The organism is Nonomuraea sp. CA-143628 (genome assembly GCF_050942315.1).
Classification (GTDB): Bacteria; Actinomycetota; Actinomycetes; order Streptosporangiales; family Streptosporangiaceae; genus Nonomuraea.
This window is the reverse complement of record NZ_CP192072.1, coordinates 10,075,798-10,089,399: the sequence shown is the minus strand read 5'-3', so window position 1 is coordinate 10,089,399 and position 13,602 is coordinate 10,075,798. Positions and strand designations below refer to the sequence as shown.

General features: G+C 66.8%; 13 protein-coding genes and 2 pseudogenes. 7 read left to right on the top strand and 8 right to left on the bottom strand.

Annotated features, from left to right (window positions below; translation table 11 throughout):
• Positions 1–14: 14 nt before the first annotated feature.
• Both rpsT and ACQP2T_RS45690 read right to left on the bottom strand, forming a co-directional pair.
• The gene (gene rpsT, locus ACQP2T_RS45695; RefSeq protein WP_433511094.1) at positions 15–287 is read right to left on the bottom strand and encodes a 30S ribosomal protein S20; all 273 of its coding nucleotides are present in this window, start codon (positions 285–287) and stop codon (positions 15–17) included.
• Between the two features lie 149 nt (positions 288–436).
• On the bottom strand, positions 437–1,426 hold the full coding sequence (locus tag ACQP2T_RS45690) for a hypothetical protein (protein ID WP_433511093.1): 990 nt from the start codon (positions 1,424–1,426) through the stop codon (positions 437–439).
• 55 nt (positions 1,427–1,481) lie between these two features.
• Between ACQP2T_RS45690 and lepA the strand changes: the two genes are divergently transcribed.
• From lepA to ACQP2T_RS45670, 4 genes are all read left to right on the top strand, one after another.
• Complete coding sequence (gene lepA, locus ACQP2T_RS45685) at positions 1,482–3,311, top strand: translation elongation factor 4 (RefSeq protein ID WP_433511092.1); 1,830 nt, start codon at positions 1,482–1,484, stop codon at positions 3,309–3,311.
• A 91-nt stretch (positions 3,312–3,402) separates the two neighbouring features.
• On the top strand, positions 3,403–4,149 hold the full coding sequence (locus ACQP2T_RS45680) for a TetR family transcriptional regulator (protein WP_433511091.1): 747 nt from the start codon (positions 3,403–3,405) through the stop codon (positions 4,147–4,149).
• 6 nt (positions 4,150–4,155) lie between these two features.
• On the top strand, positions 4,156–4,986 hold the full coding sequence (locus ACQP2T_RS45675; RefSeq protein ID WP_433511090.1) for a class I SAM-dependent methyltransferase: 831 nt from the start codon (positions 4,156–4,158) through the stop codon (positions 4,984–4,986).
• 333 nt (positions 4,987–5,319) lie between these two features.
• Positions 5,320–6,180 carry an aminoglycoside adenylyltransferase domain-containing protein gene (locus tag ACQP2T_RS45670; RefSeq protein ID WP_433511089.1) on the top strand — a complete coding sequence of 287 codons (861 nt, stop codon included), beginning with the start codon at positions 5,320–5,322 and terminating at the stop codon, positions 6,178–6,180.
• A gap of 237 nt (positions 6,181–6,417) precedes the next feature.
• Here the strand turns inward: ACQP2T_RS45670 and ACQP2T_RS45665 are convergent, their stop codons facing one another.
• From ACQP2T_RS45665 to ACQP2T_RS45655, 3 genes are all read right to left on the bottom strand, one after another.
• Entirely contained in the window at positions 6,418–7,263 is an 846-nt protein-coding gene (locus tag ACQP2T_RS45665; protein ID WP_433511088.1) for an aminoglycoside phosphotransferase, read from the bottom strand.
• Between the two features lie 359 nt (positions 7,264–7,622).
• Positions 7,623–7,889, bottom strand: a complete 267-nt coding sequence (locus ACQP2T_RS45660) for a DUF397 domain-containing protein (RefSeq protein ID WP_433511087.1) — start codon at positions 7,887–7,889, stop codon at positions 7,623–7,625.
• Positions 7,889–8,665, bottom strand: coding sequence for a helix-turn-helix domain-containing protein (locus ACQP2T_RS45655; RefSeq protein WP_433511086.1), 777 nt, complete (start codon positions 8,663–8,665; stop codon positions 7,889–7,891). The genes ACQP2T_RS45660 and ACQP2T_RS45655 overlap by 1 nt, the downstream gene beginning before the upstream one ends.
• Before the next feature lie 669 nt (positions 8,666–9,334).
• Between ACQP2T_RS45655 and ACQP2T_RS45650 the strand changes: the two genes are divergently transcribed.
• Positions 9,335–9,808, top strand: coding sequence for an ATP-binding protein (locus tag ACQP2T_RS45650; protein WP_433511085.1), 474 nt, complete (start codon positions 9,335–9,337; stop codon positions 9,806–9,808).
• A 349-nt stretch (positions 9,809–10,157) separates the two neighbouring features.
• Here ACQP2T_RS45650 and ACQP2T_RS45645 read toward each other — a convergent pair whose 3' ends face one another.
• Both ACQP2T_RS45645 and ACQP2T_RS45640 read right to left on the bottom strand, forming a co-directional pair.
• Positions 10,158–10,574: an acyl-CoA thioesterase gene (locus tag ACQP2T_RS45645; protein ID WP_433511084.1), complete on the bottom strand. Its 417-nt coding sequence runs from the start codon at positions 10,572–10,574 to the stop codon at positions 10,158–10,160.
• On the bottom strand, positions 10,571–10,864 hold the full coding sequence (locus ACQP2T_RS45640; RefSeq protein ID WP_219527580.1) for a hypothetical protein: 294 nt from the start codon (positions 10,862–10,864) through the stop codon (positions 10,571–10,573). Before ACQP2T_RS45640 ends, ACQP2T_RS45645 begins: the two co-directional genes overlap by 4 nt.
• 149 nt (positions 10,865–11,013) lie before the next feature.
• Between ACQP2T_RS45640 and ACQP2T_RS45635 the strand changes: the two are divergent.
• Positions 11,014–11,118 (top strand): annotated as a pseudogene (locus ACQP2T_RS45635) (bifunctional DNA-formamidopyrimidine glycosylase/DNA-(apurinic or apyrimidinic site) lyase); the annotation flags it as partial.
• Positions 11,119–11,290: 172 nt separating this feature from the next.
• Here ACQP2T_RS45635 and ACQP2T_RS45630 read toward each other — a convergent pair.
• A pseudogene (locus ACQP2T_RS45630) lies at positions 11,291–12,208 on the bottom strand (MFS transporter); the annotation flags it as partial.
• Positions 12,209–12,392: 184 nt separating this feature from the next.
• Between ACQP2T_RS45630 and ACQP2T_RS45625 the strand changes: the two are divergent.
• Positions 12,393–13,295 (top strand): LysR family transcriptional regulator, encoded by a 903-nt coding sequence (locus ACQP2T_RS45625; RefSeq protein ID WP_433511083.1) that lies wholly within the window; start codon positions 12,393–12,395, stop codon positions 13,293–13,295.
• Positions 13,296–13,602: the final 307 nt, after the last annotated feature.

Below are 13,602 nucleotides of genomic sequence, written 5' to 3'. Positions count from 1 at the left end.
AGCTCGGCTGGGTCTTACTTGGCTGCTGCCAGGGTGGCGACCTGCTTGGCGATCGCCGACTTGCGGTTGGCAGCCTGGTTCTTGTGGATGACGCCCTTGCTGACGGCCTTGTCGAGCTGGCGGGCGGCGGCCCGCTGCAGCTCGGCGGCCTGCTGGACGTCGCCCTGCTCGGCGGCCTCGCGGAACTTGCGCACGGCCGTCTTCAGCGACGACTTGACCGCCTTGTTGCGCAGGCGAGCCTTCTCGTTCTGCTTGTTGCGCTTGATCTGGGACTTGATGTTCGCCACGAAGAAGCCTCGGTAAAGTCTGAGTGATGGATGGGGCGCGCGGGCTCGTGAGAGGGGCGCGCCACACGCAGTTGAACAGGTTACCAATAACCCAGAGGACAGCTCAAATCAACACCCTGGGAATTGGAGTCTCGGACCAGTGTACGGCCTCAGGAGAACCACTCGGTGGTGTATTCGCGCCAATCCTCCTCCGTTGCGGCGAAATCGACGTACAGGGCCAGGCCGAACCGCTCCCGCCTGCCATGCTCCGTCAGGGCCAGCTTGGCGCCCTGGGCGGCCATGGCCACGCTCTCGGCGGCGTCGCTCCAGGCGAGGCCGTGGTCGTGGTAGGCGGGAGCGCCCACGAGGACCAGCTTCGTCTCCGGGACCAGGTCGAGGGCGAGCGTGGCCTGCCGCACGACATAGCCCCCGTAGAGGGACTGCAGGGGCGTGAGGGAGTCGTACGTCATGATGGCCACCTGGTCGACGCGCTCGGCGGCCTCCCTGAAGTAGCCGCTCGACCAGTATTTGTCGTGGCCGATGACCGCGCGGGCGGGCAGGCGTATCAGGGGGTACGGCTCGATCTGGGGCGTCGAGATCGACAGCAGCTTGGTGTACTGGCGGGTTCTGCCGAGGAGGTCGAGGAACTCGCGGTCGCCGTCACCGATCGGCTCGAAGTTGTAGTGGATGCCGTCGAAGCCGGTCTTCATGATGGCGGCGACTCCGGCCAGGACGTTCTCGCGGGACTTGGCGTTGTCGAGGTCGAGGCCGCCATCGACCTTCTGGCCGAGCCAGGCGGAGACGCGGAGGCCGGGCAGATATTGGCGCACCCATTGGATGAAATTTCGGGCTCTGGGGTATTTGGCGGGATCTAGACGGCCATCCATCTCGAACGGGCCCGAATGGACGTACAGGTCTTTGATGCCCGTAGCTCGTAGCCGTACCGCGAGCCGCTCCACGTCCTTCTCCGTACGGCGGCCGTCGACCCAGGCGTGGCCGAGCCAGAGAGCGTCGTTACCTGTGCTCTTCGCCCAGGCCGCCGGGTCACCGGTAAACTGAACGCGGAGCGCGCCGGCGAGGAGGCCGAGCAGCGCGACGACGACGGCCAGGGCCAGCGCGACAAGGCGCAGGCCACGGCGAATGGCGGTTCGGGCAATCACCCGGGCATGTCACCATGAAAGACGCTTGACCTCAACCCTGTCGAAACGGACTTCGGTGCGCACTCAGCCTGGCCAGACCGACCCCGCGTTGATCCGCAACTTCTGCATCATCGCGCATATCGACCACGGCAAGTCGACCCTTGCCGACCGGATGCTGCAGATCACCGGCGTGGTCGACGACCGGTCCATGCGCGCCCAATACCTCGACAGGATGGACATCGAGCGGGAGCGCGGCATCACGATCAAGTCGCAGGCCGTGCGGCTGCCCTGGGACGGCCACGTCCTCAACATGATCGACACGCCGGGCCACGTCGACTTCACCTATGAGGTGTCCCGGTCGCTGCAGGCGTGCGAGGGTGCGGTCCTGCTGGTCGACGCCGCCCAGGGCATCGAGGCGCAGACGCTGGCCAACCTCTACCTGGCCATGAACGCCGACCTGCACATCATCCCGGTGCTCAACAAGATCGACCTGCCGGCCGCGCAGCCGGAGAAGTTCGCCGAGGAGCTCGCGGGCCTGATCGGCTGCGACCCGTCCGACGTGCTCAGGGTCTCGGGGAAGACCGGTGCGGGCGTACGCGAACTGCTCGACCACGTGGTGCAGACCATCCCCGCGCCAGTGGGCGAGGCCGACGAGGCGGCCCGCGCGCTGATCTTCGACTCGGTCTACGACACCTACCGGGGCGTCGTCACCTATGTCCGGGTCTTCGACGGCCACCTGGGCAAGCGCGAGCGCATCCTGATGATGTCGACCCAAGCCACCCACGAGACGCTGGAGATCGGCGTCATCTCGCCCGAGCCCAAGGTGTCGGACCTGGGCCTGGGCGTAGGCGAGGTGGGCTACCTGATCACCGGCGTCAAGGACGTGCGCCAGTCACGCGTCGGTGACACCGTCACCTCGGCTGCCAAGGGCGCCACCGAGATGCTGGCGGGCTACGAGCACCCCAAGCCGATGGTGTTCTCCGGCCTCTATCCCATCGACGGCGACCAATATCCCGAGCTGCGCGAGGCTCTCGACAAGCTCCAGCTCAACGACGCCGCGCTGGTCTACGAGCCGGAGACCTCGGCCGCGCTCGGCTTCGGCTTCCGCGTCGGCTTCCTCGGCCTGCTCCACATGGAGATCGTCCGCGAACGGCTGGAGCGCGAGTTCGGCCTGTCGCTGATCTCCACCGCGCCCAACGTCGTCTACCGGGTGGTCATGGAGGACGGCTCCGAGCTGACCGTCACCAACCCCTCGGAGTTCCCCACCGGCGGCAAGATCTCGCAGGTCTTCGAGCCGGTGACCAAGTCGACCATCCTGGCCCCGGCCGAGTTCATCGGCGTGATCATGGAGATCTGCCAGGGGCGGCGCGGCCAGCTGCGCGGCATGGACTACCTGTCGGAAGACCGGGTCGAGATCCGCTACACGTTGCCGCTCGGCGAGATCATCTTCGACTTCTTCGACCAGCTCAAGTCGCGCACCCGGGGCTACGCCTCGCTCGACTACGAGCCCGACGGGGAGCAGGAGTCGGAGCTGGTCAAGGTCGACATCCTGCTCCAGGGCGAGGCCGTCGACGCCTTCAGCGCCATCGTCCACAAGGACAAGGCCTACGCCTATGGCGTCGACATGGCCAAGAAGCTGCGCGAGCTGATCCCCAGGCAGCAGTTCGAGGTGCCGATCCAGGCGGCCATCGGCGCCCGCGTCATCGCCCGCGAGAACATCCGCGCCATCCGCAAGGACGTCCTGGCCAAGTGCTACGGCGGTGACATCACGCGTAAGCGCAAGCTGCTGGAGAAGCAGAAGGAAGGCAAGAAGCGGATGAAGATGGTCGGGCGGGTCGAGGTGCCGCAGGAGGCGTTCGTGGCGGCGCTGTCGACCGACTCGAGCGCCGACAAGGCCAAGAAGTAGCCCCTTCGGAGGCCCCGCACCCGTTTGTTGGGTGCGGGGCTTTCTCATGTCCGCTTGCCTCAGGACTGAACGCGTGTTTATAGTACTAAACATGTGTTCAGCGCAGTCTGATCTGACCACCCAAGCGAAGATCCGCAACGCGGCCATCGCCCACTTCGCCCACGACGGCTTCCAGAAGACCAACCTGCGGGCCGTCGCCGCCACGGCGGGGGTCAGCGCCGGCCTGGTCATCCACCACTTCGGCAGCAAGGACAAACTGCGCGCCGTCTGCGACGAGCACGTCCTGCGGACGCTGGCCCGCAAGGGACGCGCCAGCAACCCAGCCGGCCTGCGCGACCTGGCGCACGAATACCTGGCGGACCCGGCGGAGTACCACCTGTATGTGCGGTACATGGGCCGCGCCATCGAGGACGACTCGCCCGCCGGCGCCACGTTCGTGACCACGATGGTGGAGGAGACGGAGGCGACCCTGCGGGCGGGGATCGCCGACGGTTCCATGCGCCCGTCGTCCGACGTGCGGGCGCTGGCCGTACTCAGCGTGCTGACCAGCCTCGCCACGCTCACCATGGCGCCGTCACTGGCGCGCGCCCTCGGCTACGAGACGTTCGGCCCCGAGGCCCTGCGGCGGCTCGCGCTGCCGACGCTCGAGGTCTACACGCACGGCTTGTACGCCGACGACTCCCTGCTCAAGGCGACCGGTGACGCACTGACCGACCCCCGCTGGGCAGCCGCGCCGACCGACACCCTGGAAGACGGTCCGGCGGACACCTTGGAAGACGGTCCGGCCGACAGCCGATCAGAAGACGCACCGATCGATACCCGATGGGAAGAGGACTGACGACCCATGCCCCCAAATACCCTTCCGGCTCTCACGCCGCTTCAGGAGACCCTGTGGCTGACGCTGTGCGGCCGGGCCCTCGACAACCGCCTGCCCCGCCCCATCCTCGGCGACGAGATGGCCGACGAGATCGTGCGCGAGGCCGGCTACGACTACAAGAAGTTCGGCCTCATCCCGAGCGCCGCGATGAACATCGCGCACCGGGCCAAGAAGCTGGACGAGGTGGCCGAACGGTTCTTCGCCCGCCACCCCGACGGGGTCGGCCTCGACCTCGGAGCCGGCCTGGACAGCCGGGTGCTGCGCATTTCCCCACCGCCCACGGCCGACTGGCACGACATCGACTTCCCCGAGGTCATGGCCGCCAGGCGGCAACTGCTGCCCGCCCGCGCCACCCCTCATGGCATCGCCGCCGACCTGACCGACCCCGCGTGGCTGGACACCCTGCCCACCGACCGGCCCGCGGTGATCGTCGCCGACGGGGTGATCGCGTTCCTCTCCATGGAAGACATGATCTCCTTGGTGGGCCGCATCATCGACCACTTCCCCAGCGGGGAGATCGCCTTCAACGGCTACAGCAGATTCCACGTCTGGGCGCAGCGGCACGTTCCCATGGGCGCCACCCGAGCCGTCAGGGACATCACCAAGTTCTCCGGCCTCGACGACCCCCGCGACGCCGAACGCTGGCACCCCAAGCTGAAGCTGGTCAAAGAGATCCTGTGCACCCGGGAGCCCGAGGTCGCGCTGTTTCCGCCGGTCCTTCGCTGGTGGACCCGCCTGGGCGCCCAAAGCGCGGCCGTTTCCCGCTGGGGCAACGTGGTCCTCCATTACCGCTTCTAAAGGCCCTTCGCTTCGTTCCGGACGTCCCTTTCAGCCCACCCCTTACCCGATTCGGTGGTTGGCCGTCTGCTGCCCACCCGCCCACAACGGCCCTTCGCTTCGCTCCGGACGTCCTCCCAGGCGGGCTGACGCCCGCCCCCTGAGGGACCTCGCTGCGCGAGGACTGCCTTCCCAAGAACGCTTCGCCGGGTTGGCTGATTGGAGTGGACTGACCTTGGCGGCAACATCGTCGAGGCCCGGCATCGCGATGGTTATTCAACAGTCAGTTCTGGGGTGACGCTGCTTGAGTTGATCAGGTCACGGCGTGGCGCCGGTTGTGGAAGCTTTTGTCCCATGCTTCCAGGGGATGTGGCGCGTGCGGTTTCCCGTTATCTGTCCGTGGCCGACCAGGTGGTGCCGGGGCGGATCTGTGGTTTCTACGTGGTCGGCTCGATCGCACTGGGCGCCTGGCGGGTGGGACGCAGCGATATCGATTTCGTCGCCGCAGTGGATGGTGACCTCGGCGAACGGGATATGCGTCGGCTTGCGCTCCTACACAAGGTGGGCAACGTGCCAGCGGCCTGGCAGGCCCTGGTTCGGGCTCGGCCGTCCATCCCAGGCACGGTGAATGGCGTCTTCGTCGCGGTGAGCGATCTGGGTAAGCCGGTCACGCAAATCCGTCCGATTGCGTCCCACAGTGGGCCGTCTTTCAAACGGGGGCGAGGATTCGAGGTGAATCCGGTGGTGTGGAAGGTGCTGCTGGAAAGAGGCGTCACGGTGCGGGGGCCAGCTCCGAACGAACTGGGCCTCGACCCGGAGCCGAGCAAGCTGCGCGAGTGGAATCTGCAGCAGTTGCACGGCCACTTTGCCACGTGGGCCGGTAAAGCGTTGTCGGGGAAACCCCCGCGCAAACCGCTGCAGCCGGCTCATCGGGTGGCGATATCCAGGGTGCTGGCTCCTCCCCGGCTACACCACACGATCGTGACAGGCGAGGTGATCTCGAAGGAGGCTGCGGCGCAGTACGCGCTGGACACCTTCGAGGCGCGCTGGCATCCGTTGATCCGTCTGGCGCTGGCACGTCGTCTCGGACTGCCGGCGCCGGTCAGCGTCGATGCGTCCCCGACCGATTCACGCAGACTGCCTCGCCTGGTGGGCGAGTTCACCCTCGACGTGATCGCGAGCGCGGATCGACGATGTGAGGGAGGTCCACCTTGACCTTCAGATGCCGCACATGGTGATGCGCTTCATGGAACTGGCCACCATGCTCGCCGACACCTGCCCGTGCTCCTGCCGCATGCGCAACGCCAACATCGGGTCTTGCCCATGTCAGCGCTGGCCGAACTCCCTCACGGTCGCCCCTCCAGGGTGCCTACGGCATTCCGTTGGTCCTGCCGTCCCCGACCTCACATACTCCCGCGACACCCCAGCCCCCAAACCGGGTCAATAGCAGCTCTACAGTGTTTCCGCCTCATCGAGAAGCCGATGAGCGTGCACCCGGACGGGATGTTGCAGCTCAGCGTAGTCATCCACGCGATGGGCACGTCCGAGAATGTGAGCAGCGGCGCTGAGCAAGGCAACGTGGCCGCTGGGAGTATCGAGCAGGTCCGCGAACACTTCATGCACCTTCTCAGCTGTCTGGGGCGCGAGGAGGGTGTGATGGTAGAGCAGGGCCGCGCCGTACCCGGCAGGAGCGGTTCCCCAGTACTCCCAATCCAAGATCCACAGGCGTGGACTGGTCAGGTTGGCCCAGTGCAGGTCCATGTGCTCCGTGCGCAAAGCAGGACTTGGCAGGTTCAAGCGTCGCGCGTACAGGTCCTCTAGCTCCCGCACAACGGCATCCGGATCGTGTTCCCCCCGGTCGGTGCTATGCGTGGCAAGCTTGTCGAGCGCCGCGCGGAGATCCAGCCACCAGGTATCAGCAGCGGCGAAGGGCTGTAGCAGCTCAGGTGTAGGAGAGCACGGGCTGTCCGAAACGTAGGTCATCAGTTCGGCGTACATGCCGACAGGCGGTTCATCCCACTCCACACGCGCGACAACATCCGGCTTCGGTATGCCTCGAATCTCTGCCGCGTCGCGGTTGCCCGTCCACGGTTCGCCCTGCGCCCAGTCCTCGTGTTCAGCGGTGGCGCGGAGCCAGAACCGGCCACCCCCGGAGGTGGCGGCCGATCCGATAGTGCGGTCGCGCCAGCCGAACACCACGTCACCAGTTGGGGCTACACCGAGCCGGGTCGCGCTCTCGTTGAGAAGGCGACGCAGGAACGCACGTTGTCCGTTCGGTTTGTGGCGCTCGCTGGTCACGTCAGGGTCTTCTTACTTGGTGGGGCGGCACTGGTCCTATCAGGGCTATACAGCCGCCTGTCCGGGTTATATGCCCCCTCGGAAGGGGTGCATCCTTTGCCGGCAAGCACGGTGTTGGGTCAGGGTGATCAGCACCCTGCGGCGCTCATCGCGCGCTGCCTAGCCTGATCTTCCGCCTGCCTCGTGCGGGGTGAGCCAAGCGGGACGATCAGGCTAGCCTCAGCCGCCTATGGCGCTTCATCTCGGCACGGACCAGATCATTCCAGAGTGGAACCCCCCGCCGGCGGTTTGATCGAGCATCACGTCGGCGGGCCGACGTATCCCGGTGAGGAGCGCTCTGCTGGGAGGTGCTTCCAGTTTTAGACGGTTTCGTCGAACTCGCCGTCTTTGACTCCCGACACGAAGGCGTCCCACTCGCTTGGGGTGAAGATCAGCGCAGGACCGTTCGGGTCCTTGGAGTCTCGGACCGCGAACAAGCGACTGCCCGTCTTCGGCCCTTTATCCGACGAGACGATGGCTATTTCCACGCAGTTGCCGCCGTTGTTGCTGTGGCTGCTCTTGCGCCATGACGCGCGCGAAAGCTCAGCCTTCATCCCCATCTCTGCACCATCCTGGTTAGTGATCATCACACTTCCTTCAACACCGATGCGAGTAGGGTGCGGGTTTGATCTGGGTCGAGCGCCTTGGCTCGCAGGTGGTTAAAGACCAGGTTATACCGGTCTACGGCGGGTGGTTCTTCCAGATAAAGGCTGCCAACCTGGCTCTCCAGGTAGATCACATCGGGATCTGGTGCCTCCGGAAATCCTATGACCACGAAGCCGCCGTCCATTGCGGGGTGTGGTCCAGCGGAGAAGGGAAGGACCTGGAGCGTGACATTGGCCTTGTGCGACATCTCGATCAAGTGGCCAAGCTGCTCTTTCATGGTTTCGCGGCTGCCGATCGGGCGACGGATGACAGCCTCGTTCATGATCACCCACAGCCGCAACGGATCATTTCCCGTGACCCGATCATGCCGGGCTTGACGGAACTCGATCTTGCGGTCGATCTCCTCTGCGCTTTCCGACATGGGAGCGATGCTGAGGTAGGCGCGGTAGTAATTGGGGGTTTGGAGCAAGCCGGGTACCAACTCCGGCTCGTAGCTCCGCAGTTCTGACGCCTCGGCCTCCAAGCCAACGAAGACTTGGAACCACTCTGGGATGACGTCGCCGTAGGAGTGCCACCAGCCTCGCTGGCGGGCTTGCCGTGCCAGCAAGAGGAGTTCCTCGCGGGCGGACCCGTGAATCTCGTACACGTCAAGAAGCGCGCGGAGATCGTTGACGCGGATTCCCCGTCGCCCCGACTCGATGCGACTTACCCATGACTGATCGTATTCAAGTCGCTCAGCGACCGCATCGGCAGTCATGCCGGACTCTTTACGAAGTCGGCGAAGCTCGCTTGCAAGGCGTCGGCGCCTCACGGTGGGGCTGCTCCCAGTAGTCATACCGTACTCACCTCGACACTCTGAGTGCACACCTCGAACCTGTCGAGATTCCCGCACTGGGTGGACCTAAGCAACTCGGAATCTTTCCGATTGGCATCTTGCCAGAACCAACATGCCAACGGCACGATGGTATCGGCGCGGAGCCTGCAAGGATCGCCAATCCCTGAGGGGGTTGGACTCAATGCGACACAAGTCCGAGAGCGCGACCAGTTCTCAACGGGCGCGACCAATGCGGGATCCGCCCTCAGCTCGGAGCAGCTGTACGTGCAACACGTGCGGCTGGCGTGGGATCTGCGGTCGTTCGGCACGGAGAGGGGGTTCGTCATGCCGTACTTCGATCACGAAGAGGAACAGTTCGTTCACTTAATGCGATCGGCGTGGGATCTGTCTCAGCTCGGAGTGGCGCTGGCGGTGCAGTGGCCGCCGAAAGGTGAGTCGTTCATCGCCTTACGCATGGCGCGGGGTCCTCTGGGCGTGAGGGTCGCTTTGGGGGGCGAGCAGTGGATCTTCATGTGGGGTCATGGTCGGGGTCGGTGGCTGGGTGGGTGCGTACGAGGTGGATGCGGCTACGCGGGTCTGGGAGGTGGCGCGGTGAACGAGCGATTTCTTGGTGAAGTCGTGTTGCCGGGGGTGGCGCAGTCGGTGGCGGTAGCTCGTCACTGTGTCGGGGCGATGCTGGCGGCCGCAGGGTATCGGGTCGTGGACGATGTGCGGTTGATCGTGAGCGAGCTGGTTGGCAACGCCCTGACCCACACCGCTTCGGGGCTGCATGGCGGGGTGGTGATGGTGGAGGCCGTCGCCGTTGATGCCGAGATCGTTCGCGTTGAGGTGACCGATGACGGGGCGGACACGATTCCACGAGCACGCGCGTCCGACGGTGACGACTGTCACGGGCGGGGTCTGTGGCTGGTCGAGCAGGTCTCACTCAAGTGGGGCGTGCGCCTGTTGGGCGCGGGGCAGCGCGCGGTCTGGGCGGAGACGTTCACGGGTCAGGCCGTGCCTTCCTGTGCCGGGGAAGGCGTGACGACCGAGGTCGCGCGCGGAGAGCCCGAGGTGAAGAGGTGAGCTGGGTGTTCGGCCACTGGCGGTTTCCCCCTCACTGCTCGGCGCCACACGTATTGGCTGTGCAGCCGCACTACGAGGAGTTGGCATGGCACGTCCCGCGCGAGGGCGAGCCGCCCGGTCGGGTCCTGCGGTGGACCTGCGACTGCACGGAGATCTTTTACGAACTGATCGCGCTCGGTGGGTTGCGGTTCATCCGCTGCACAGCTCTCCGGGCCGGGAAGACCGTCGTCCACGAGAGTGATCGCTGGTCCTTTCATGCGGCAAATGCCATGTGGAGCGCTCTGCTTGTGGGACGCGCGAGATGAGTGGTCTTGGCGGCCGAGCATGTCCGGTGGGTGTGCCGGTGGTCTCAGAGGCCGAGTACGTCCGGTGCGTCGGCCAGGGAACGCCAGCGGGCCGCCGGGTCGTCCAGCAGGCGGCGGGCTTCCAGATCGAGCAGCCCGCCCACGCTGGTCATCTCGGCCGCCACCCGCCCGTCGGCATGCCTGAACTCCTGCGCGATCCTGAACGTCTTCCCCTCGCCCCACACGAACGCGCACGTCACCTCCACCTCGTCACCGCCGCGCAGCTCGCCGAGGTAGCGGATGGTGTTCTCCAGCGTCACTGGGCCGACGCCCGAGCTCAGCATGTCGTCGACCGAGATGCCCGCCGCGCGCAGGCACTCCCAGCGGGCGTGGTCGCCGTACTGGTGGTAGACGGCGCTGTTGACGTGGCCCTGCGTGTCGAGCTCATAGCCGCGTACGGCGATGCGCACGGAAAAGGTCATGCCCGTTCCTCCAGCCAGGTGTGCGATTTGGCGGTGAGATAGCGCAGGCCGTCGTCGCCGATCTCGATCCAGTCGCCCCTGGCCCACCCGCCGGTCGTCTGCGGGGCGAACCCGTGCCGCTGGAACAGCACCGACGCCTCCTTCTGCGTCAGCCCTCGCCGGCCCCACTCCTCGATGACTCGGGCGGTCCGCTCGTCCTCCCCGGCCTCCTCCTCGCCCAGGGCGGCGGCGAGCTCCTCGAACCCACGGGCGATCAGCCGGAGCGCGGCCTGCGTACGTGCGACGTCCATCTCTCATCGCCTACCAATTGATTCCAATTGCTAACCGATCTTACCCCGTCGGACTCTGCCGCAAAAAGCCTTCGCTCCGCTCCGGGCGTCCTGTTCAGCCCACCCCTTACCCGATTCGGTGGTTGGCCATCTGATGCCCACTGCTCTACTCCCGCTGCGGAACCCCGATCAGGCGTGCTCCTTTCATGAAGCGATCGTCCTACTCCTGCCCGAGATGCCCGAGATGCCCGAGATGCCGACGGTGGCCGCACTGACCACGGCGAGCGCCGCTCCCACCCACATCACGGCGGAGATCGACACGCTGTCCACGACCTGGCCGCCGGCGAACGAGCCGAGCGCGATGGAGACGTTGAAGGCGCCGACGAAGAGCGCCGTGCCCATTTCGCCGCCGCCCGACCGCATGATCCAGAGCTGCAGGGTTACCCCCACGCCGCCGTAGCCCAGGCCCCACACCACGAGCATGATCAGGGGCAGGCCGATCAGGGGCAGCGCCGCTGTGGAGAGTGCCATGAGCACGGCCAGCGTGACCAGGACCGGCTTGGGGTTCCTGGCCGCCCATGCGCCTGCCGCGAAGTTGCCGGCCACGCCTGCGGCCCCGTACATGAGGAGGGCGGTGCTGACGAGGGCGGGACCGGCGTGCGAGACCTGCTCGAGGAACGGCCGGACGTAGGTGTAAGCCGCGAAGTGGCCGGACACGATCAAGACGGTCAGGACGAGGACGACCTTGAGCGGGCCGGACAGCCACGCGAGCCGTCCCTCCGACGCGCGGGCCGGGGCTTCGTGAGGCAACGACTCGGACGCGCGGGCCGGGGCTTCGTGGGGCAACGACTCGGACGCGCGGGCTCGGGGTTCGCCGGGTAGAGGCGGCAGGCAGGCGGCCAGCAGCATGAGGAGGGCCAGGGCCAGCACCCCCATGGCGATGAACGCGGCCCGCCACCCCGCGAACGACGAGATGAACGTCGCCACGGGCACCCCCACCACCGACGCCACCGACACCCCGGCCAAGATGATCGACGTGGCCCGCCCGACGGCCCCTTCGGGCACCAGTCGCGGGCCGAGTCCGGCCGCGAAGGCCCAGAACCCGCCGATGCTCACCCCGGTCAGCACCCGGGCGGCCAACATGACGGGGTAGTTCGGCGCGAACGCGCCCGCAAGGTTGGCCACCGCCAGCAGCGCCATCAGCCCCAGCAGCATGGCGCGCCGGTCGAGCCGTCGGGTGGTGATCGCCAGCACGGGCGCGGAGACGGCGGCGACCAGTCCGGGCGCCGACATCATCAGCCCGGCCGTCCCGTCGGAGACGCCGAGGGTGGCGGCGATCGAGGTCAGCAGGCCAACGGGCAACATCTCGCTGGTCACGATGGTGAAGGTGCCCACCGCGACCGAGAACACGGCGAGCCAGCGCGCCCGGGTGGCGGCGGAAACATCAGTCATGGTCATGCCAACCAGCTTTCTGCCGGCCACCAGCGGGAACAATGGCGAAGGTCGAAGGCTTGGTTTAGGAGGGCTAAGCGATCAGATGGAGATGGGGATGGAGTTCAGGGAGCTGGAATGCTTCGTCGTGCTCAGTGAGGAGCTGCACTTCGCGCGTACGGCCGAGCGCCTCTACCTGTCACCTGGCCGGGTGAGTCAGCTCATGCGCTCGCTGGAGACCAGGGTCGGCGGCCGGCTCTTCCACCGGACCAGCAGGCGCGTACGCCTCACGCCCCTGGGCGAGAGTTTCCTGGCCGACCTGCGCCCCTCCTACGACGGCCTGGCGAACGCGGTCAGCCGGGCCAAGGCGGCCGCCCGCGAGGTGACCGGCGTGATCAGGGTCGGTTTCCTGGCCACGCCCACGGACGTCGTCACCGGCAGCGTGCGCGCCTTCGAGCGCCGCTACCCGGAGTGCGAGGCGGAGCTGGTGGAGATCCCGCTCTCCGACCCCTTCGGCAAGTTGCGGGCCGGGCAAGTGGACATCGTGTTCACGCTGCTCCCGGTGGACGAGCCCGATCTGGCGACGGGTGAAGGGCTGAACCGGGTCTCGTACCAGCTCGGCGTCTCCTCGCGCCACCCGTTGGCCGCCCGTGCGAGCATCGGCGCGGAGGAACTGGCCGACCTGCCTCTGATCGGCCTGAACGGCCCGGCTCCGCGCACGTGGCGCGAGCGCGTCACACCGTCCGCAACCCCTTCCGGCCGTCCCATTCCCCTGGCCGGTACGGTGGCCACCAGCCAGGAGGGCCTGACCCAGGTGGCACTCAACCGGGGCGGCATGCTGTTCTGCACCCCCACGGCGGCGCACCACAGGCGCCCGGACATCAGCTTCGTCCCCGTCACGGGGTTGCCTGCCTCGATCCTCGGCCTGGCTTGGGTGAAGTCGGCGGAGACGACGGCGATCCGGGCGTTCAACGAGGCGGCCGTCGGGCACGCGCTCGGGGTAGCTGGCCTGGGGGCGTAGGACATGAAAGGGCTGTAGCAGCTCAGGTGTAGAAGAGCACGGGTTGTCCGAAACGTAGGTCATCAGCTCGGCGTACATGCCGACTGGCGGTGGTGGCCCATCCGATGGGTGCGCGGCTGAGCGCCGCCGGGTGATGCCGACTGGGCGGCCCCGCACTGCTCGAACCGGGTACTCCCTGACGGCGACGTGATCGCCGATGCGAGATCCTCCGAGTGCGACCACCCCGAACCGATCACCTGAGGGCGGGCCGGCTGCCGCTCACCACTCCCCACGGCGGGCACTCGATCACCGTACGGCCGAGCGGCGG